The organism is Gluconobacter sp. ESL1110 (genome assembly GCF_058107395.1).
Genome location: NZ_JBYLUK010000005.1, coordinates 148,134 through 168,200 on the forward strand (window position 1 = coordinate 148,134; position 20,067 = coordinate 168,200).

Consider the following 20,067-nt stretch of genomic DNA (forward strand, 5'->3'; position numbering starts at 1 on the left):
TCAGGCGGCGCGGGCGGCGGCCACAACAGTCTTCAGGGCGTCGTTGAAATCTTTGCAGCCACCGTGGGGAATACGGCGGATCACGCGGACACCGGCTTCGCGGCCCAGCTCTGCAAGGCGCGCGGCATAGCGGTTGCCGGCGTCGTCATTATCGGTTGCGGCTACCAGAACGGCAGCCGGATCATTTGCCATTTCAGCCAGCTCGGCCGTCAGGGCTTCGACCGTCTCCGGCCCCATGCCACCTGCGGTCGAACAGTACAGGGTTTCGCGCGTACGCTCGCTGTCGAGGGCGGCGTAGGACAGGGCATCAATGGCGGATTCACTCACCACCAGGCGACGAACCGTGCGAGCCAGACCGGGCTGGAAGCGGAACAGCGTTTTGACCGTACCCGACAGACAGATACCCTTGGTGTCCGGACCACGCAGTTCCGCGCCACAGATGGCTCCCACGGCATCCCGGTGGCAGAACCAGGCGGCGTGATAACCGTCCCGGATGCAGCCGGTCATAATGGCCCGACGCAGAACCCATTCCGGAAGGCAGCGCTCCTCGGTGAGATACGCCCAGACCTTCGTGCCGGATTTGAGCTCCTTCTTGCCCTGCCAGCGCTCAGCCGGGGCGCCGTCTGGCGTTTTGGCCTGACGCTCGCGGACATACTCTGCCCCCTTTGGTTCAATACCTACCAGTTGACCCAGCTCCCGACAGGCATCGCGAAACTTCAGACCGGGCGTCAGGCGCTGGATCAGGGAGAACACATCCCCCCGTATCCCACCAGCCACGGCCTTCATGGTTGACGATAATCGTCTCGCCCTTTCCCGCACGGTATTTCAGAGCGTTCCGCGTGCTTTCGGGCTTGTCGAGAAGATAGCCATGGCGCTCAAGCAGCAGAGCGCAGGAGACGCCTTTGACAATGTCGGTCCGGTCGTCATCAGACAGTCTGAACGGCTCAAAGCGTGCCATGATCGTCATCCTTTCTCACTTCGGGCGGCGCAACGGTCAAAACCGGACTCAACGCCCCTGTAATGTGGGTTTAGTTTAGGAAAAATACACAAGTATTGCAAGAAAAACCGTGGTTTTGCTGCGGTTTTCATCTTTGTTTATTCTGGTTTACTTTCGCATACATAAGAAACATCGCTACAAACTTAACTAATACTTAAACGAGCCTTTCGTTCGACCCGTGCCGGAGGCAAAAGGGGCGAAAGCAAGCGCAGCGACGCCTTTCGTCCCGACACTGCCAGGTCCGTCACAAACGCAGCGCAGGACACGATGCCTTCTCAGGGGACCCGGCTGCACGGAGCAACCGAAGGGCGCGGAGGAAGCTGGGGTGGAAGGTCGTCTTGTCCGGAGCGAGGCTTGTGGCACTCCAGACCTTTCCTGCCAGAGGCTCCCGCCCCTTCATGCACAGCTCCGCCCCATGAAGGGACTGGGCATCACGCTTGTCTGGTGTGCGCTCCGCGCCCGCTCGGGAAGATGGGCCGATCCTTCAAGCTCGCGGGCAATGGCGTCGATCTGAGCCTTCAGGGCCTGAATATCCTGCAGGCCGATCCGGTCCCTTCGAATTTCGAGGCGTCCGTACAGGGCGATCCGCTCAGTGCCGTTCTCAATCGTCAGGTCATCGATCTGAACACTTTCGCCTGCGTCAAGGAAAGGAATAAAACTCATGGCATGGTCTCCAGCACAGGGCTTCCGGAAGCAGGCCGGATGCGAACAGCATGAGGACTTTTAAGGGGACGAGGCAGCGTCATGGCCGTCTGACGGATCTCATCGGGAAGAGACGGGAAAGGATCTACACCCGTCGCCTGGGTTAACGCGCCGATGCTGATGATCGTACAGGTTGGTTGGCTGCTATTTTGACAGAAATACGCGCCTGCTTCGTCCTCGACAGGATCGTAAACAGCCTTCCAGGTCGCAGAGGGCACAAAAACCCGATGCGATCCGATGGTCTTGACCGACGCTCCAAATGCCGGACCGGTCACGACGTAAAGCTCGCCTTCGCGCTGTGCGAGACGACGCACCGCCATTTCCACGCCCGTCCAGATGCCTTCATTCAGTTCCGGGGTCTGGGGAACAACATTGGCGAGCGAAAAACTCTGCTCCTGCGCCTGAAGACTGTCTTCGTCCGCCGAACAGGCCATATGGCCGCGATCATAATCCGACGCGCGGTAGTCGCTCAGCTCGGCCCTGTCCTCAAAGGACAGACGGGGATCGGCATGAAAGAACCGGACGACCCGGCCGATCTGCATGCTGCGCTCCAGGCCTTCCTCGGTCAGATGCTCTGCCGTCCGCAGGGGGCCATGACTGATCCCCGAGTGCAGGACAGCAAAGCCGTCATTGCACAGAAGCACGATCTTCTGCCCAAGCGCTGCGTTAGTCAGAACCGGGAGCTGACCGTCTCCGCCGAAAGTGGAGCACGCTGCCGCGGTCGCGTGGGTTATGCCTGCCCATAGCAGGCTTGCCAGGGTCAACCCTGTCATCGGAAGCCGCATGGCCCATCCTTTTCTTCCTCGGAGCGTCTGTCTCAGGTCGCAGGATCGCACGGCCTGTTGTGAGTGCAGGTGCGCGGCTCTCAATGGGAGACACTCAGAAGCGTGCGCTGTGCCGAGCGGTGTGCGGTGCTGGCGTCCCGCCTCAATGCAGCCCGTAGCGCCGCTCCGAGACGGACATCATTCGCGTCGTCAGCCAGAAGATCGGCTTCCGCGTAAAAGCGCCGTGCGCGGCCAATGGTCTTGCCTGCCGAGACGGCGCGGTGAAAGACGGGCGCCTCAAGAGCGGGAAGAAAACTGGACGTAGGGGTGAGCATCTGGATCTGCACGATGCGGTTCCTTTCTTGTGTTTATTGACCGGATGCGGGCCGCGCTGCGGCCCTGATGTCAGTGGAGGAAGGAGAGGATCGGGAGAGTGGTCTCAGTCTTCCGTCCCAGGCAGGGAAGCGCGCTTGACGGCCCGACCGTCGCTCGCAAGGCATCGCTTTCCGTCGTGCATGTAGTGGTTGCGGCGAACCTTTCGATACACGGCTCCCAGCTCTGCCCCAGCCATGCGGAAGGCTTCTCCGAGTTCAAGATCTGCAAAGAGAACCGTATCCGGCCCAAAGACCTCTGCCTTTTTACGGGCTGCTGTCAGATCTGTTTTCCTGCGCTTGGACATGTTCTGCCTCTCTCGGAATATTTCGTTCCCGATTGGCAGCCTCATGGGGCGGGTGGCGTGGCATGGGCGGCGCTGTGCGCCGGGAGCGGAGCGACGCACCCTTGCTGCGACACCTGCCCCATGAGAGCCCCTTCCCTCCCTCCTCTTTCTCGTTCCCGCGCTTCTCTTTTCTGCCCCCGGAGGTTTTCTCGAGGGCCGAATATTGCCGGTATCTTATTGTTTTTATTGACTTTTATTTGTGGCGCGCTTTACGCTTACCGCACAACGACAGGAGGACACCGATGAGTGCACAGACAGATCAGACCGCCACGGTGATCCGCTTTCCGCAGGAGCGGCGTCGTGCGCCGACCCTGGACGCGCTCACCGACGCAATCCTGCCCGAGACGCAGTTGCGGTCGCTTGCCGAAATCCGGGCCGTGACACCGCCCCGACAGGTTGAGCGCCTCCGCGCGTTCGGACGCGAGAGGGCGCGACAGATTTTCGAAGCCACGCCTTTGCCCGACACACGCGAGGGTCGCCAGCGCATGGCGTCTGACTGGCTGTCGCAGCTTGTTTCTCGGGCACTGGCCCGGGTTTCCGACGCACGGTCCCTCACGGAGGAGGCGGAGCGCCGTGAGATCGAAGATCCTCAGCGCGACGGCATCTATTACGATCTTGCGCAGGCGCTTCGCGCCGAGATCGTCGCCTGGGAGACGGCCCAGAATATTCTCGGCGGATGGGAGATCGTTCAGGGCCTGATCGACGATCCGGACTCCTGCGCCGTCACGGACAGCGCAACGTGTCAGAGCAGACCCATCTGAACAGGCTGCTGCCGGGACAGGGTCGCAGCCAACGCCGGAGCCAGTGAGATGCGGCCGGCATGATCGGCCGGCACGCCGTGGCGGTCGATCAGTCTGCGCAACAGCGCCTGTTCGCCTCGGACAGTCTCCTGCCGCAGTTCGGCGCGGTACAGGTCCAGCACCTGATGCTCGACCAGAAGAGCCGCGATCCGGCTTTCCACGTCTGACCAGGTCCAGGCGGGATCGCCGATCCCGCCACGCGCAGTGATCTGATCGAGGAAGGCGATGCGCCCCTGCGTTGTGCTGAAATACCGGCCCGCAAAGCCGTTCCGGTTAAAGCAGGCGATAAACCCCCACATCTGGCTGACGCGCTGGTACAGCGCCTTGCTGAACCCCTCCTCCGGCAATCCTTTCGCAACAAAGGCGAGGATTGCATTGGCCAGTTTCGCTTTGTCCTGCGCTGAGCTCCACTGGGTGGCCGTCAGGCCCTCGGCCTCAATGCGGACGCGCCGCAGGTGTGGCAACAGCAGGCTCATGCGTAAGCCTCCTGGACGAGCGCGGACAGAGCCTCCGCGACAGCGCCCGCAAGATCGGGCCGCTGCGCGATCAGCCAGCCTGTCAGCGCGCTGCGATCCGCCGCGTCAACAAGGGAGACGACGCGGTCGACATCGCAGCGTCTCAGCTGCTCCACGCTGTCAGCGGCCACCGCCACGGCCGAGGCCCAGATCTGCTCGTGGGGAACAGGCATAAGATCGGACATTCTTTCACTCCTGAAGGATTGCAAGGAAGGCCAGTCAGGCCAGAATTTCGAGGGTTTCAGGCGTAATGTTCAACCGCAGTGTGTCACCGGACACCTTGCTGAGGGCCCGTCGTACAAGCGCAGCTTCCAGGAACTCGCATCCGTCATCCCCGCCAAAAGCCTGTCGCTTGACGTCATGAGCCCTGCCCGCGTTCTGTGCCGGGTCAGCCTCGCGCGCATACGCGCACAAATTGGGCTTCTGACCGTCATCGGACGGCAGAAGGGGAAGCCCGTTCGACATCATGTAGATCCCGTGATCGCCAACCAGCCACAGACCCGCAGGGATCTTTGTGGGCTCGACGTCTTCCTGAAGGCCCCATTCGCACGCGCCATGCCCAGGCTTACGCAGGTTCTTGTCAAAAAGCTGCGTAAGCGTGGCACGTCGTTCCGACGCAACCTCGGCATGGGCAAGAAGGCGCGCGATCAGCGCGCGGTCGAAGGTGACGATCATGGGATATTTCCTGGGATCAGAAATGGAAAAACCCCGCACGATGGCGGGGCGTGGATGCGTTCGGAAACGTGAAAACTCAGCCGCGGGGGTGAGCGCTGTGCGATGCCGAGGCGAGATAGTGATGGGGCACCGGTCCCGCCAGAAAGCTCGGCAGGCACGTAAACGCGAAGACCAGGGCGAGAAAACCGAAGACCCCACCGGCCAGTCCGGCAACGTCCTTGATGTCCTGAAGGGTCTGCTGGGAAATCTGCATGAAAGGTCACTCCTGTTGCCGTCATCTCTTTTCTCTGATGACCTCTCCGGCACAGGCACAGGGTGTCTGCGCTGGCACAGGCGCCGCGCAGCGGCGGGATCTCCACGACCCGGAGCCCGTCAGGGCGAGGACGCGTGGAGACCCACCCTTTGCCAGCGCAGACAGCCTGTGCTGCCCCTCTCTCCTTCTGCTTCTTTCCCTCTTTCCTCTTCCTACTCTCCTCCTTCCACAGCTTGAGCGGGTGTCGACCGATGTTCAATTGTGTCCATTTTGGCGCGCGACCTGCATCACGCCGGTGTCCTCCACGAGGCGGTAAGGCGTCAGGGTTAGTTGCCCCGTCCAGCGATGCTTCATTACGATCATGGGGACGCCGTCGACCGTTCCATGCTCGCCGCGACGGCTGGCGTCAGAGATCTCTGCTCGCGTGACGCATGGCGGCTGCGTGCGGGCCAGGAAATCCGTCTCAGCCGCTTTTCGGTCTGAGTATGGTCCGTGCCAGTGCTGCGCGGCTTCTTTTGGCCAGAACGACGTTACACGCAGATAGACGCGCCCATCCGGCGCAATGCCAAGATGGACCTTGCGACGTTCCAGAAGACAGGTCTCAATCTGGAGAAGGCTTTCATCGACCATGGAAAACTCGCTCTTTTTTAAACTTCAGGATCTGGCAGGGGAGACATTGTCCGCTCCCCTGCATTGGCCTCAGGCGGCCAGATGCTCGGCCATTGAGGACGCAGTCAGGACAGCGGCGGCCAGGGCGGGATGCTGGTGGGCGCGATAGCGCGACACCAGAGCGTCCCGGGTCTCACAGCCCAAAGCGGTCGCAGGCGCGCCAATGGTGTCGAGAATGGCCGCGACTTCCGCGGCCCATCCCTTGAAGCCAAGATGGCCGTCGTCAGACAGGCGTTCGGCCTCGGTGAGCGAAGCTTCGCCCGGCTCTGCACCGTCCATACGGAATGGCGTGTACCGTGTTCCCCATGAGGCCACACCTGCCATGCCGTCGTGGGGAACCGGGTCTGCAACCGTGATTTCCAGCCATTCAGAGGTGCCAAGTGCTTCTGAATCATAAGCTGCGTCGAAACCGCGCGGCTTGCGGCTGCCACGATTGACCGTGACCATGATCTTGAACGACTTGCCGGGGTGCTGCAGCGCAGTGTCGCGGCCAAAGCTCAGAATGAGCGGCTTGAGGCCATCTACCGACTTCGCCTCGACGATGCGGCGCTCACCAAGCTGGGACATGAGCGCCATCGTGGTGCTGGTAAAATAGCCCTCACGTTTTGCGGTAGCGGGCGTCGCACTGAGCGTAAAGAAAGCCATGTCGGTCTCCGGATATGACAAAGGCCGCCTCGCGGCGGCCTGGAAGAACTGTGACGAAACGAGGTGGGATCAGAAGACGTATTCGGCGCTGCCGAAGACTTCCTGCCAGGGGCTCCGGCTCGTGGAGTGACAATCGGACACCGGATCATAAGACCCCGATCTGAACTGCTTTCGGATGTTGTCGACAGTCTTCTGCGCGGCATCATCCAGCGGATTGTCGCAGTTGACCGATACGGACCCGTAAGAGGATTTGCGCACACGGAACGTGTGCTTTGGCAGCGCAGCTTTCAGGAGACGGCGGATGTTCTTTCCTGCCAGCACGCCGCTCTGGTCCGCCCCCTGCTCCAGATGAGCGTATTCGGGATCGGTGCGCAGACGCTCGATTTCAGCCGCATGGGCCGCCGCAGCCTGATCTTTCCGCGCCTGTTTTTCAGCACGGCATGCTTCGGCATGAGCGTGCAGCTGCGCAATTTCCTCCGGGCCAGCCTTGGGCTCGTCGTGGAAGATCGTCCACTGCACGCCGTGCAGAATGCTCTCGGGCAGCTTCTTGCTGATACTTCCGCAGGCAAAGACGATATCAAAGCTGGCACTGCCTCCCGCCGCGATGAAGCCACCAGCAAGGCGTCTGATTGTCTCTGGGCGAGGCGTGCCATGGACCGCAGACACGACACCCCGGCCTCTGTTGTACAGGATGGTGCTGACACGGGTGCCTACGGTGACAGTCGGGTGTTCGGACATGCTGATCTCCTTCTCTTCATGTCTCTTCAACTGTCCTCTCCGGGGTCAGGGCCTGACTGGCGGGGCAAGGGCGACGCGTCAGCGGCGGTCCCGCAGGCGTCAGCCGAGGACACCACCCCTTGCGGCGACAGACAGGCTCTGACACCCGCCCCTCTCTCCTCCTTCTTTTTCTTTTTTCTTCGCTTCTCGCCCTCGCGCGGGCAGGACAGACAGGCTCACCCAGGTTTCTTCGCTTCTCGCCCTCGCGCGGGCAGGCTCTTCCCCTGTGAACCCAGGCACCGTCTCACCGCACGAAAAAGGGCGGAGCCATGCTGACTCCGCCCTTGAAAATCGTAACCGGTTCGTCCAAGTTCAGAGGTGAGCCGTGAGGGGCTTCGCAAAAAACACCTCACGGCCCGGTTTACCTTAAGTGATTTACTCGGAGAGGCTCTTCAGTGCGGTGGCAACCGCCTGAAGGGTCTTCTTCGTTTTACGAAGGATCTTCGTAAACCACTTACGGTCCACCACGATCACGAAGATCATGGTTTCCCCTTTCACTCTGACGACTGTGGGCAAAGCGACCCCCGACCCACATCCGGTTACGATTTTCGGGGGCCGCGACGTCTGAACCGTAACCTGAACAGACGTTTCGTCACGCGGACTCATCAGGCGACCCCGATCTCCTGTTGTGCCAGATCAGGCGTTCCACGCAAGTCTGTCGCGAAACGCTCTGTCATCAAGCGGCCTCAGACCCGAAGGATCTCCAGCCGCCCTCCCATGGCGGCCTGCATGGCCACCAGTTCCTGCGGCACCACGAGGTCCGGTTTTTCTGCTGGCTCATCCTCCATGACGTCTGGCTCGCCAACCTCTTCCCCGCCTTCGTTGTCCATCACGTCTTCCAGACCCTCCGGATCAGCACACTCCAGGTCATCTTCATCCTCGTCCTGCAGTCTGCTTTCAGCTGCATCCCATTTCGCACGGCGAGACTGGTTTTTCCGAACCTCGTCCGCCCAGACGCCAGTCGCCTGCGCAAAGCCTGCGGCCTCCGGAACCCAATGCCCGTCTCCCACGGCGTTCAGCAAAGCGGCCCGCATCTCTTTGCCTGTGTTGAGTGGTGCGAGCCCATGTGCCTGAACCGCCTTGGTGATCCCGGGCTTGCTGTAGGTCTTCAGGAAGTCCTCATCGGCCATGCTCGGCATGTGGCTATCCGCGTCGAACAGACAGCCCAGCAGTTCCGCTGCCATGCCCGAACCGGAGTGCATGCTCACTTCGCAGTTCATGAAACCACCGAGACTTTCCAGCGCGTGGCGACGGATGAGCGCCTCATCACGCACCAGCTCCCCCTCCGGGAACAGCTCTTCCATAGCGGTTTTCACCGCGTTCTCATAAGGCGACCGGCCTGATGAACCGTAAATATGGACGTTATTGGCATTCAGTGCGAGCAGCAGGCCAGCCACCAGATCCCACGGATCGGCATCTTCACTTTTCGCTTCCAGCGCCTTCTTCAGCGCGAGAGTCCGCACGGAGCCGATCATCTTCAGACCCGTGCCGGAGATGTCCGCGCGCTCTTTCTTTGGGGGTGGCGTCTGCTCCACCACACGCGCTTCAGAGCGAACGGTTTCTTCACCCGTGTAGCGAAACTTCCGCTCTTCGACTTTCAGGGTACTCCGATTGAGCCAGTAGCCGACAACATCGGTCTCCTGCTCGCTCATCCAGTACGCGACGAAGTTGTAGCCCTGAGGGCGCAGGGGAGATCCGTACTCGTCCGCCTCGATCGCAAGAGTGCCTTCAGGGCGATGCTCGGCAATCCAGTCTTCCTGCGCGGCCCGAAACGCCGTGGCATCCGTGACGTAGCGATTATCCTCACTGCCCTGCCCGAACAGATCTTCGGTCCAGACGACGCCATGCTTTTGCGCCAGAGCATCGTCAAACCGGGCGTCCCGCGCATACCACTCGTCCTGACGCAGGTGCCAGGTGAAGTCACGCCAGTTCACGGTATCATCCGGATCTTCGGCGTTAAGACAATACCCGGCCGGGTCTTCTCCCTCCTCCACGCTCTCGGCAAACATCTCAGCCCAGGCAGCGGCCTGCTCCTCCAGAGACGACAGAGCCAGAGTCCGACGCTCTTTTTGGTCCGGGCCACGGCCAATTTCGATGGCGTGCAGGATTGGCGGATGCAGTTTCGCGAGCAGGGTCAGCCCACGGAGATAGGCAGGCGTGATCATCAGCGCCATGCACAGCTGCTGATCCGTATAGCCAAGCTCTTCGCGCATTCGGGTTACGGCACGCCACTGGTCCGGCTCGGTCATGCCCTCACGGATCATGTTCTCACTGGCTGCCGCCAGATCCTCCAGACCATTATCGATCTTCGTCACATGGACCTGAATTTCCGTCAGACCCGCATAGATCGCCGCTTCCGTCCGTCGATGGCCCGCAATGATCATCAGGCTGCCGTCACCGAGCTCACGCACGCGCGGCGGATGGACAAGCCCGACTGCGCGGATATTCAGCGCAAGCTGGCGAATGCTTGCCTGGCCGGAGGTCGTCTGGCGGGGATTGTTCGGGTTCGCGATCAGGGTGTTGGGATCGACAAGGCGCAGTTCGTCCATGATGGGCTCCAGTGATGTCGTAAGGGTGTCGAAAAGGTATCGTGAGGGGGGAGACGTCAGGCGGTCAGGCTGTGCGCGAGGTGGGAGACCACACGCTCGATATGCTCGACCTCAAGCTGTCGCGTTTCCAGCGTCAGCGTGGCTGTGCCGTAAGACCCGTCTTCATCGTTGTCGTAATCGGCCTGCACGCGCCGGATAACGGTTTCGACGCAGTGCCAGACCACAAGGTCAAAGCTGTTCGGAAACAGAGGGGCAATCGTCTGGTCAGGTCCAAGCGCTGCAACGGCCTTCTCAAGAGACAGGTCTTCGAACAGATCCGGACTGTCGTCCGCCGTCACATGAAGCGTTGTCCACCAGCCTTCCTTGGCCTCGTACTCAACTTTGACCGCCTTCACGCCATGCGCCTGCATCGCGTCAAAGATCAGCGTCAGGTTTGCTCTGAGCGCCACTTCGGCCGCGGGTTGTCCTGTCGGGTCTGACACGCCTGTCTCCTTTTTTCTGTCATGATGATCTCGGCGCGGGCACGGGGCGTGGCTTCGCGCAAGGCCGCGCGTCAGCGCGCCCGGCCTGAGCCTTGCGCGGAGCCGCGACCTGTGGCGGCTCCCTCTCTCTTTTCTGTTTGTTTTCCCGCCCCCTTCTCTTCTTCCTGAGGCAGGCAAGGCGGTGGCGGTTCAGTCGTAAAAAGGCAGCGTCTCGTCGATCGACCCGTCCCGATCGAAGTGGATGTAATGGCAGTTCTGCTCCCGCGCCCGCACCATCAGGGCAGCCAGTTCGGGAGACACATCCTGCGGGACGTCCTCCGCCTCAGTGGGCACATGGATCATCCAGCCATAAGGCCCACCCAGGCAACTTCGCCCTGCCGTGCCCCCGCTGCTGAGATAAAGCTCGCACGCATCGCGCTCTGCGAGCGGAAGATGCCCGGTGCTGAGATCCAGGTGTCGGCAGACGAAGCCTGCGGACGTCGGAAGAACTTCGCTCATGTCCGGGCCTCCGGCCGGACAATGAACGACGTCAGACAACTGCCTCCTGTCCAGCGATCCATGGTCAGCATCATCTCGACGCCCTCAAGCGTTTGCGCAATAGTCCCATTCCGGCGGCCCCGTTGCAGATCCTCCGGGGTAATTACGGGCGGCGCGTTGCGGTCCACGAAATCGGCTTCCGCGCAGGTCGCATCCTTGTATGGCCCGTGCCAGTCATTCCCGTTGACGGGATAGCTGTCCACGGTGCGCAGAAGAGCCTCACCATTCGGATAGGTGAAAATCTCCACGTTCACACCGCATAGAACCTTGGAAATGATGGCCTTGTTCGTCTGGCTCATGCCGCGCACTCCGCGAATGAAGTCAGACCTTTCATGATGGAGTGGCGCTCGTGACATGGTCCATAAACTGTCGCCCGGTTATAGACAGGGGCGTCATCCAGATTGGAGTATGCCAGAAAGATGGCTGCATCCTTTGGGTCACGCAGCAGGTTCAGCCAGGACCACACCGGAGTTTTACCTGTCATCTCCGGGGCTTTGATAGCGGACAGCTCGTCCACACGTTTCTGGAGCCACGCTGAAACCGCCCCCTTGCGGAGCGCGAATTTTCCCGTGCAGGTCATGCCCCGATCAAGAAGCGCCTGCGCGGCCACGGCATCCCGCAAAACAGTCCGGCACTTGCGAATATAGGTTTCTGCCTGCGTCTCGCTGGCACCGGAGAAGCGCATCCCGCCGCCCTCACAGGAGGCAGCGTACTGCACCACCTGACGCATGATCTCCCAGTTCTGTCCCGCCCCAATCAGGGACCAGCTTCTCGCGCGCAGCGAGCCGCGCCCCTCATAGACATTGTTATCGCCACCCAGCTCCATCAGCAGATACTGATCGGCATGAAAGCTGCTATCCGCAACATGAGGGCGCAGGGTCTCTGCGGGAAGTCGCACGGCGGCGAGGTCATAGACGATACGATAGGACATGCTCTCTTCCTCTGATCTCTCTTTCAACCTCTTCGCGGATGCAGGGGCTGCCCGGTGCGGCAAGGCCGCGCGCTAGCGCGCCCGGCCTGAGCCTTGCCGCACCGGGCGGGCCATGCCCGCCCTTTCCCTCTTCTTATGCTGCCGCTTCTTCTTCCTCGCCTTCTCCCCCATTGTCGTTGACGCTCAGGCTCTCCATCACGGCCAGAGCCTCGGCGGCATCCGCCTCCCGCCGCGCTGTATCCTCGGCCAGATCCGCCTCCAGAGACGCCATTTCCTCCTCCTTCTCCTCCAGGAGTGCGGCCTCGCGGAACGGCATCCCGTCACGGGCGCGGTAGCCGGGCAGCTTGCGCTCCGTCTCGGCAACCACACGCTGCGCATCCGCAAGCTCACTATCGAACCGCAGCAGGGTGTTCTCGATGCGGGCGATGAATCCGAGCGGCGCGGTGTCGTGATCAAAGTCGATCCCGATCATCCGGTCCTCGGCCACGATGGCGATGGTCGCGTCCCATTCCGTCTCACCCATGAAGGTCGAGCTCCAGGTCTCACACACCAGCTCGAAACCGCCGATCTCGCCGAGTTTCCACCGGCCTTTCTGCTCGGCACGTTTGGCGGTGCGCGCCTGACCCATCAGCCACCTGCCGGCATCCTGCCGCTCGGTCAGCACATCCGACTTGCGCACAAGCTGGAACGCCTCGCCCCGTGTCGACTGGCGTTTCGCGATATCCGCCCGGATCTTCGGAATAACGGCTTCGGCCACCCTCTGATCACGCTCGGCCCGCTCGATCGCGCGACGCACGTTGAACTGGTCGTCGTAATGGGCGGCTTTGAGACGACGCAGACGGGCCAGCTCTGCTTCCAGTCCCGCCTTTTTCATCAGGCGTTCGTCGCCCGAGGCCAGTGCCTTCGCCATGGCAAACTGGTTCGCACTCTCGCCGATATCCTCCAGACGACGGATCGACCGGTCTCCCGACATGGCCAGACACAGGAAGCGCTGTTTGCGCTCCAGAAGCTGCCAGTTCGTGGCATCCACCGACCCTTTCAGGGCGTAGGCGTAAATTTGGATGACCGGGTTCTGGTTGCCCTGGCGTTCGATCCGTCCCTCACGCTGGATGATGTCGGCCACCAGCCAGGGCACATCGAGGTGGTGCAGGGCAATCAGACGCTGCTGTGCGTTCACGCCCGTGCCCATCGTCGCACTCGAACCGATCAGGATGCGTTTGCGTCCCGAATTGAGATCCCGGAACAGCCCCTGCTTGGCGGCACTTTTCTTGTAGTGCTGCATGAAGGCGATCTGCTCGCGCGGCACACCCATCCGCATCAGTTCGTCGCGGATCCACAGATAGGCCGAGAAGCCCCGTTTCTCCAGCGCCGCTTCCGTGCCCAGATCCGAGAAGATCATCTGCACGGCCCCGGGCAGGTCATAGGACTTGCCGGTGTCGGGATCGGTGTAGCGGTTTTCGCTCGTCGCCTTCCAGATGTCGAAGACCCTCGCGATCATGACGTTCAGCTTGTTGCTGGTGTCATTGTCCTCCGAAGGTCGGACAAAACGCAGATCAATCGCTGCGTGACGCGCATCGTTGATCACGGACAGGATGATATCCTCACCCTTCTGCGGCTTGCCTTTGCGCTCCTCGATCACCTTGATCCGCGCTTCCAGCTCCTTCTGGTAATCGCGAAAGGCGGGTCCGCTGTCTGCGACGATGATCTGTCGGCTGCCCGTGGCGATGTCAGGCAGCTTCACGTACTGGCGCAGGTCGTCCTGCTGCACGACGTCCGCAAAATGCCGGTACATGGCCATCAGATCGGCCACGTTCACGAACTCCGCAAACCGCGTCACAGGCTTGTACAGCCCGCTCGGCTGAAGTTCGAGTTCCGTGCGGGTCTCCCCGAAATTGGCGGCCCAGGCATCGAACTCGTGCAGGCCACGCTCGATCAGGGCGTCGATCTGCTGGAAGCGCTGCACATTGTACATCTCGCCCAGAGTGTTCGTAATCGGCGAGCCCGAGGCCATGATTAGCTCGCGACCGGGGTTGAGACGGCTGAGATACCGGGCCTTGACATACAGGTCCCAGGCCCGCCCGCTGCCGTTCGGATCGACCCCTTTGAGGCTGGACTGGTTCGTACCGAAGCTGAGCTTGCGGAACTGCTGCGCTTCGTCCACGAGGATCTGGTCGATCCCGATCTCGCCAAGATGCACCAGATCGTCCTTGCGGCTGGCCAGCCCCTCCAGTTTGGCCTCCATCCCCTCCTTCATGCGCTCGATGCGCTTGCGCGACACGCGATCGTCCTTGTCCACATCGCACAGCAGGCTCTCGTAAGACGCGATCTGCGCCTCGATCATCGCCTGCTCGAACCTGGTCTCGACCGGAATGAACTTGAAGGCATCATGCGTGATGATGATCGCATCCCACTGACCCGTGGCCGCACGGGCGAGAAAGCGCTGGCGCTTCGCCTTCACGAAGTTCGTCTCGTCCGCCACCAGGATCTTCGCGGTCGGGTAGAGCATCAGAAACTCGCGGGCCATCTGCGCCAGACAGTGTCCCGGCACCACAACCATGGCCTTCGAGATCAGGCCAAGACGGCGCTGCTCCATGATCGCCGCGCACATCGAGAAGGTCTTTCCCGACCCCACAGCGTGGGCCATGTAAGTGTTTCCTGTGGCGATGATGCGCCAGACCACCCGCTTCTGGTGAGCACGCAGCTGGATCGTGGTGCTGGCCCCGGGCAACTGCAGATGCGAGCCGTCAAAGGCGCGGGGGATGAGGTTGTTGTAGGTGTCGTTATACAGCCGTACCAGACGCTCGGCGCGCTCTGGATCCTGCCACACCCAGGTCTGGAAGGCTGTCTTGATAGCGGCGAGCTTTTCCTTGGCGGCCTCGGTCTCCTGCGCATTCAGCTGCCGGTGCTCGCCGTTCTCGTCGCGCCACGTGTCCCAGATCTGCGGAATGGCCTGATTGAGCGCATCCTCGATCAGTTCGCCTGCGGGACGGCGTTCGGTGCCCCAGGCGGACGTCGCCTCGGCCTTGCCACGGAACGGTCCCTTGTCCAGGGTCCAGGACGCCACCTCTTTGGTGTGCCACACGCCGGCTTCGACCCCGATCACCTCGGCGATGAAGCCCTCGATGTCGGCGGTCGGGATCCACGGCGCGCCCAAACGGGCGGTAATGTCACTCGGCCGCAGATCCTCGGGCTGGGCCTCTTCCAGCGCGGCCAAGGTGCGGGCAAAGCGGGGATCGGTCTCAGCGGCTTTGCGGGCCTCCGCCAGCTTCGTGCGCACCGCCCCTGACAGGGCTTCGTCGGCGGGCACCCAGACATCGCGTCCGGGCTGGCTGCGTGCGGCATCGAGGTAGATGGCACTGCCCAGCTCGGCGATGACCTCGTCCTCGGACCGTCCCAACAGTTCGGCAATGCGCGGGATCTCCACCACACCCGTCTCGTGCAGGCAGACCGCGAGCGCGTCATGGGCGCTGTGCACCTCCGGCTCCAGCGTCGCCTGGATCACACGCTCGGAGAACAGCGGCCCCTGTGTGCCGACCTGCCGGTCCTCGTCGTACTCCTCGATCGAGCTGACCAGCCAGACGTCCGGATCGTCATAAAAGGGCTGGAGGTTCGGACGCCGCTGCGTCGTGCTCTCGTCCCCGGTTTTGGGATCAATGCGCGTGCTGGTCTGCGTGAGGTTGATCGGCCCGAACTGTCGCACAAAGGACTGATAGGCGCGTTTAAGATCCGCCTGGAGCCCGCTGTAGGGCAGGTTCTCCACCTGGGCGCGCAGGACCGCGCGGGCGGCATCACGGACCGGGATCAGGCCTTCGATGATACGCGCGTGCTTCTGGAACATGCCGTCCTTCTGCTCGCCTTTCTTGACCTGCACCGGCACCGACTGGCCGTCAACGATCTGGTGCAGGCCCCCCTTCTCAATCAGGTAGCTGCCTTCCTTGAGGCTGGCCCCCTCCCCTGCCGTACCGACATCCGCTCGGCGGCATGCGCGCAGAGCCTCGACGTCGAGCGTCTGTGGCATCGGGAAGCGGGCTAGCGCGGCCAGACGGGAGAGTGCGCTCGGCAGGGCGTCGTCGAGCATCAGCATCGGGTTCGGGGCGCAGGTGTATTCCGGCCCGAACTGCCCGCTCGTCCAGCCATGCCGACCCAGCACCTGCTGACCGTTCTCCGCAAAATAGCGGTTGATGCTGAGCGGTCCCTCCCCCTCGTCGGTGTCGGACAGGTCCGCAACCTCCAGCCAGGCGGTCCCGCCCGGGCTGTCTCCAATCTCGCGACGGCGCAGAACCAGCACGTCCACGACCACGTCCGTTCCGGCATCATCGCGCATCGCGCCAGCCGGCAAGCGAACCGCACCGACCAGATCGGCCGTTTCGAACAGGTGCCGGCGTGCTGTGGCGTCGCGCTTGTCCATCGTCCAACGCGACGTTACGAACAGACCCATCGCTCCAGGCCGCAGGCGGGACACTGCGCGTGCAATGAAGTAGTCATGCAGCGACAGCCCAAGCCGCCCCAACTCGTCCGTGCCGCGCACCGTGCGGTTACTGAACGGCGGGTTGCCAATCGTGAGGTCGAACTGCTCGGCAATCTTCGCCGTCGTGAAGTCCTCTGACCGGACCCACTGGTTCGGAAACAGCTTGCGGGCGATGCGGGCGGTCAGCGGATCGTTCTCAATCGCCGTCCAGGCCGTCTTCGGGGCAAGTTTCTCCGGGATCGCGCCCATGAACAGACCCGTGCCACAGCCCGGCTCCAGCGCACGTCCGCCGCGGAACCCCATCTGCGCCACCAGATCCCACAGCGCATGCACGATCAGTTCCGGCGTGTAATGCGCGTACTGCGTGGCCCGCGCCAGTCCGGCCCGCTCCTGCTGGCTCGTCAGCGTCTCAAGCTGCACCCCGATCTCTTCCCAGCCCTGACGGAAGGCTTCGCCCGGACGGGGGAACAGGCTGTTGGCCAGCTCCCCGGCTCCAAATCCCGTAAACTTCGCCAGCAAAGCCTGCTCGGACGGCGTTGCATTGCGGCCCTCCGTTTCAAGTTCGGTCAGAAGACGGATGGCGGCGAGGTTGTCCCGCGCCCGCGCTTTCCAGCCCTGTGCCAGCTCGCGTGTGCCGCAGAGACGGAAGTCAATCTTAGACGCGGCAACCGGGGCTGCGGTGGCTTCTTTCGCGAGGGAGGCGGCCTCTTCGAACGCACGATCTCCGGGCAGGTCGCCCCAGAACAGGGTGCTGCTGCCGCCACCCAGGGCGGAGGTGTCGAAAAAGCTGAGCTGGGTCTTGCTCATGGGAGGAACTCCGGACAAGCGGCAGCGCCCGGTGCTGCGCGGGGACAGACCGGGGGGCCGGAAAACAAACAGGATGGGTTTGGGCGAAAGGCGCTCAGGCCTTCCGGGTCAGGTCACAGCGGACCGAAGCGCAGGGAGATCTGTTCGCGCTCACTGTGAGACAGACGCGACAGGGCCTCACGGTGATAGGGCGATCCCTGACGGGCCTGGCGCGCGACCTGCCACCAGGCATTCTGGTCCGAGCAGGTCACGCCGCGCAGCTGGGTGTCAGCGTGCTCCGGGCCGCAGCCTTCGAGAATGGTCCAGCCCTCGCGGTGGGCCTGAACCAGGCTGAAATTCTGTGTGGGGGTTGGGCGTGTGAGGGCCATGACGGGCATCGTCTGCTGTCTCCTTTCTGACCCTTTCCGGCGAGCGCGGCGTCGTTCTGGGCGGCAAGGGCGACGCGTCAGCGTCGGGACCGCCCGGCCCGCAGCGCCAGCGAGGACACGGACGGACCCACCCCTTGCGGCACAGGGCGATCCCGTGGTGCCTGCCCTTCTTTCCTTCCTTTTCTTTCCTCTTTTTCTTTTACGGTCCGCGTCTTCTGCGATTTGTGCTCTCACGATCAAAGAAACATGACCGTGTTTCGACGCGGCTCAGGGAACTGTTAATATCTGAGGCAGTAATAGTCGTAACGACTTGCAGTCATGACCTGAAAGAGCCATGTCCAGAGCTCTTCCAGAACCTTGAGGGACATTTATGACCGACCTGAATGAGACCAGTGCACACCCTCATGCTGATCTTCTGCCACTCACCGCCGACATCGTGGCCGCCTATCTGTCGCAGAACGAGCTTTCCGCCGACCATCTGCCCGCGCTGATCCGCAGCGTGCACGATGCCCTCACCACCCCGACCAAGGCCGAGCCTGTCGCGGAAGAAGCCCCGACCCCCGCCGTGAACCCGAAGCGCTCCGTGTTTCCGGACTACATCATCTGCCTGGAAGACGGGAAAAAGCTGAAAATGCTCCGCCGTCATCTCAAGACAGCCTACAACATGACCCCGGAGGAGTACCGGGCCCGGTGGGGCCTGCCGCGCGAGTATCCAATGGTGGCACCCAGCTATTCCGAGAAACGCTCGTCCCTCGCCCGCGAAATTGGCCTGGGCTCTACGACCCGCGCCTCTGCGTCGCAGGAGCCCTCCCCTGAGGAAGACACCCTTCCTCCGGTAAAGAAGCTTCCCGAGAAACGTCGCGGCCGTCCGGCCCGCGCCTGAGACTAGACCGGCCCTCCCCCGGTGCCGAAGGCTCCGGCCGGGAGGGTCCAGTCCTCTGTCAGAACCGTCTCTAACGGTCGGTCTGCCAGGCAGGCTGCGACCAGGTCGGGCCGCGACCGGGCTTCCTGATAGACCGTCCCTTCGGACGACAGCTGTTCGAGCCCCCCTGTCACGTTTGATCGTGCAGCCGAAGTCCTTTTCATATCTGACCAGTTTCGCAAACCGGTTCGCATCCATCCATTTCAGGGTGGCGAACTGGTCTGCATTGCCGAAGATGCAGAACGCGCAGGACAGGCGCGAAAAGCCGACCTGATAGGGAAAGGCGGGCATCACGCGCCAGCGCTCGAGGATGGCCCAGACTTCGGCCTCGGACCAGGCGTGCACGGGCCGGAAGTGATCGACATGTCGACGCCGCCGCGTCCCGTTTCTTGTGTCAGTCCGATGGCGTTCGAAGGCCGCATATCGAGCCCGTGCGGGACTCTCTTCAGCACGCTCGCCTGTGACCATGAGGGTACGTCGGTTCAGGAACCGGTCCTGTCCCCGCAAAGCGCGATCGGCCACATCAACCTTGAGGCTCGCCGAGCACCAGCGCACGGAGAGGCTGGCTGAGACCTGGGGAAAGCGCAGGCGTGTACCCTCTGGCCCCTGCCCGCCTGCTGTAATGACCCCGTCAGGGGTTTCGAAGACAACCGGAGCTGTGGGCGCATTGTCCCGCAGCATTTCGCGCTCGAAGCCACCCTCGCGCCAGGAGCGATAGAGCGGCAGGCTGAAATCCCGCGCCAGGGCTGCGACATACGGGCCTGTGGAGGGCCAGTCCATGAAGGACTGCCCTGCCCCATCCACCTCGTGATGCCAGAGCTCGATGAGCTCGACCGGAGCACCGGCTTCCAGCAGGGCGAGCAGACAGGCCGTGCCGTCCTTGCCGCCCGACACGGCGACAATGATGCGGTCATAGGACGCGAGATCCGGGCTCATGAGGTCCACTGACTGACAGGCGCGCCTGTCCGCACCGAGCGGCACATCAAGGCGTGGGCGATCGGGCGTGCCCTCAATAGCAGCGGCTTTTCGTGGCGACCGTCCCAGGTCAGTCCCTCACAACGTGTCAGCAGCCCCATCTGGACGGCCGCTTCGTCGCGACAGGCGCATACACGCTCATTGCCACCTGAGCTGCGGCGGCACGGCTCATCCGCAGGTGCACCGCAGCCCGTGCAGGCAATCGTCAAGGCCGGATCGCCGTCGTCCCAGTGTATGTTGCAGCGGCGGCAGGTTGTGGGTTCCTGCGTGTCGGTCCAGCGCATCGGAGGCCGGCCACGGGGGGTTGGAATAAAGGGGAACTGGTAGCGTCGCATGATGCTCGATCCATCTCTGGTTCTTCAAACATCCTTGCGACGGCGTGTCGGTCGCCCGTGCTGCAACAGTGCCGCGCAGCGGCAGGATCGGCGTCACCCGCACCCACGCGCAGGCGGCGCAGCCGGCGAGCATGGGGAGGACGGACGGCGACCCACCTGTTGCAGCACGGGCGGCTGA

General features: G+C 62.5%; 24 protein-coding genes and 1 pseudogene. 2 read left to right on the forward strand and 23 right to left on the reverse strand.

Features of this window, described 5'->3' with window-relative positions; translation table 11 throughout:
- The 6 genes from AC3B6F_RS02645 to AC3B6F_RS02670 form a co-directional block, all read right to left on the reverse strand.
- Entirely contained in the window at positions 1-753 is a 753-nt protein-coding gene (locus tag AC3B6F_RS02645; protein ID WP_489823299.1) for a DUF3991 and toprim domain-containing protein, read from the reverse strand.
- The gene (locus AC3B6F_RS02650; protein ID WP_489823300.1) at positions 671-958 is read right to left on the reverse strand and encodes a hypothetical protein; all 288 of its coding nucleotides are present in this window, start codon (positions 956-958) and stop codon (positions 671-673) included. Before AC3B6F_RS02650 ends, AC3B6F_RS02645 begins: the two co-directional genes overlap by 83 nt.
- Before the next feature lie 435 nt (positions 959-1,393).
- Positions 1,394-1,660 (reverse strand): hypothetical protein, encoded by a 267-nt coding sequence (locus tag AC3B6F_RS02655; protein WP_062493448.1) that lies wholly within the window; start codon positions 1,658-1,660, stop codon positions 1,394-1,396.
- Positions 1,657-2,484, reverse strand: coding sequence for a DNA/RNA non-specific endonuclease (locus tag AC3B6F_RS02660; RefSeq protein WP_489823301.1), 828 nt, complete (start codon positions 2,482-2,484; stop codon positions 1,657-1,659). The genes AC3B6F_RS02655 and AC3B6F_RS02660 overlap by 4 nt, the downstream gene beginning before the upstream one ends.
- An 80-nt stretch (positions 2,485-2,564) precedes the next feature.
- Complete coding sequence (locus AC3B6F_RS02665; protein ID WP_062493445.1) at positions 2,565-2,810, reverse strand: hypothetical protein; 246 nt, start codon at positions 2,808-2,810, stop codon at positions 2,565-2,567.
- 92 nt (positions 2,811-2,902) lie between these two features.
- A complete protein-coding gene (locus AC3B6F_RS02670) occupies positions 2,903-3,142 on the reverse strand; it encodes a hypothetical protein (protein ID WP_062106941.1) in 240 nt (79 codons plus the stop codon).
- 281 nt (positions 3,143-3,423) lie between these two features.
- On the opposite strand from AC3B6F_RS02670, the gene AC3B6F_RS02675 reads away from it, so the two are divergent.
- Positions 3,424-3,942: a hypothetical protein gene (locus AC3B6F_RS02675; RefSeq protein ID WP_489823302.1), complete on the forward strand. Its 519-nt coding sequence runs from the start codon at positions 3,424-3,426 to the stop codon at positions 3,940-3,942.
- On the opposite strand, the gene AC3B6F_RS02680 is transcribed toward AC3B6F_RS02675, so the two are convergent.
- The 15 genes from AC3B6F_RS02680 to AC3B6F_RS02750 form a co-directional block, all read right to left on the reverse strand.
- Complete coding sequence (locus tag AC3B6F_RS02680) at positions 3,924-4,445, reverse strand: hypothetical protein (protein ID WP_489823303.1); 522 nt, start codon at positions 4,443-4,445, stop codon at positions 3,924-3,926. The genes AC3B6F_RS02675 and AC3B6F_RS02680 overlap by 19 nt on opposite strands.
- An 8-nt stretch (positions 4,446-4,453) precedes the next feature.
- A complete protein-coding gene (locus AC3B6F_RS02685) occupies positions 4,454-4,681 on the reverse strand; it encodes a hypothetical protein (RefSeq protein WP_011251416.1) in 228 nt (75 codons plus the stop codon).
- 34 nt (positions 4,682-4,715) lie between these two features.
- Positions 4,716-5,171: a DUF3085 domain-containing protein gene (locus AC3B6F_RS02690; RefSeq protein WP_489823304.1), complete on the reverse strand. Its 456-nt coding sequence runs from the start codon at positions 5,169-5,171 to the stop codon at positions 4,716-4,718.
- 76 nt (positions 5,172-5,247) lie between these two features.
- On the reverse strand, positions 5,248-5,424 hold the full coding sequence (locus AC3B6F_RS02695; protein WP_155721125.1) for a hypothetical protein: 177 nt from the start codon (positions 5,422-5,424) through the stop codon (positions 5,248-5,250).
- A 255-nt stretch (positions 5,425-5,679) separates the two neighbouring features.
- Positions 5,680-6,054, reverse strand: coding sequence for a hypothetical protein (locus tag AC3B6F_RS02700; RefSeq protein WP_489823305.1), 375 nt, complete (start codon positions 6,052-6,054; stop codon positions 5,680-5,682).
- A 69-nt stretch (positions 6,055-6,123) separates the two neighbouring features.
- Complete coding sequence (locus tag AC3B6F_RS02705) at positions 6,124-6,738, reverse strand: hypothetical protein (RefSeq protein WP_489823306.1); 615 nt, start codon at positions 6,736-6,738, stop codon at positions 6,124-6,126.
- Positions 6,739-6,807: 69 nt separating this feature from the next.
- Positions 6,808-7,476 carry an LPD29 domain-containing protein gene (locus AC3B6F_RS02710; protein WP_489823307.1) on the reverse strand — a complete coding sequence of 223 codons (669 nt, stop codon included), beginning with the start codon at positions 7,474-7,476 and terminating at the stop codon, positions 6,808-6,810.
- A gap of 414 nt (positions 7,477-7,890) precedes the next feature.
- A complete protein-coding gene (locus AC3B6F_RS02715; protein WP_010505037.1) occupies positions 7,891-8,121 on the reverse strand; it encodes a hypothetical protein in 231 nt (76 codons plus the stop codon).
- Positions 8,122-8,201: 80 nt separating this feature from the next.
- Positions 8,202-10,064: a ParB/RepB/Spo0J family partition protein gene (locus tag AC3B6F_RS02720; protein WP_489823308.1), complete on the reverse strand. Its 1,863-nt coding sequence runs from the start codon at positions 10,062-10,064 to the stop codon at positions 8,202-8,204.
- Positions 10,065-10,120: 56 nt separating this feature from the next.
- Entirely contained in the window at positions 10,121-10,546 is a 426-nt protein-coding gene (locus AC3B6F_RS02725) for a hypothetical protein (protein ID WP_211561853.1), read from the reverse strand.
- A 189-nt stretch (positions 10,547-10,735) separates the two neighbouring features.
- Entirely contained in the window at positions 10,736-11,044 is a 309-nt protein-coding gene (locus tag AC3B6F_RS02730) for a DUF5983 family protein (RefSeq protein WP_153431511.1), read from the reverse strand.
- On the reverse strand, positions 11,041-11,382 hold the full coding sequence (locus AC3B6F_RS02735; RefSeq protein ID WP_489823309.1) for a hypothetical protein: 342 nt from the start codon (positions 11,380-11,382) through the stop codon (positions 11,041-11,043). The genes AC3B6F_RS02730 and AC3B6F_RS02735 overlap by 4 nt, the downstream gene beginning before the upstream one ends.
- Positions 11,379-12,014, reverse strand: coding sequence for a hypothetical protein (locus AC3B6F_RS02740; protein ID WP_489823310.1), 636 nt, complete (start codon positions 12,012-12,014; stop codon positions 11,379-11,381). The genes AC3B6F_RS02735 and AC3B6F_RS02740 overlap by 4 nt, the downstream gene beginning before the upstream one ends.
- Before the next feature lie 133 nt (positions 12,015-12,147).
- Entirely contained in the window at positions 12,148-17,289 is a 5,142-nt protein-coding gene (locus AC3B6F_RS02745) for a DEAD/DEAH box helicase family protein (protein WP_489823311.1), read from the reverse strand.
- Positions 17,290-17,402: 113 nt separating this feature from the next.
- Positions 17,403-17,666, reverse strand: coding sequence for a hypothetical protein (locus AC3B6F_RS02750; RefSeq protein ID WP_141353760.1), 264 nt, complete (start codon positions 17,664-17,666; stop codon positions 17,403-17,405).
- 361 nt (positions 17,667-18,027) lie between these two features.
- Here AC3B6F_RS02750 and AC3B6F_RS02755 point away from each other — a divergent pair, with 361 nt between their 5' ends.
- Entirely contained in the window at positions 18,028-18,540 is a 513-nt protein-coding gene (locus AC3B6F_RS02755) for a Ros/MucR family transcriptional regulator (RefSeq protein WP_489823319.1), read from the forward strand.
- A 336-nt stretch (positions 18,541-18,876) separates the two neighbouring features.
- On the opposite strand, the pseudogene AC3B6F_RS02760 reads toward AC3B6F_RS02755, so the two are convergent.
- Positions 18,877-19,515 (reverse strand): annotated as a pseudogene (locus AC3B6F_RS02760) (phosphoadenosine phosphosulfate reductase domain-containing protein); the annotation flags it as partial.
- Positions 19,512-19,889 carry a hypothetical protein gene (locus AC3B6F_RS02765; protein ID WP_489823312.1) on the reverse strand — a complete coding sequence of 126 codons (378 nt, stop codon included), beginning with the start codon at positions 19,887-19,889 and terminating at the stop codon, positions 19,512-19,514. The pseudogene AC3B6F_RS02760 and the gene AC3B6F_RS02765, both read right to left, overlap by 4 nt.
- Between the last annotated feature and the right edge of the window lie 178 nt (positions 19,890-20,067).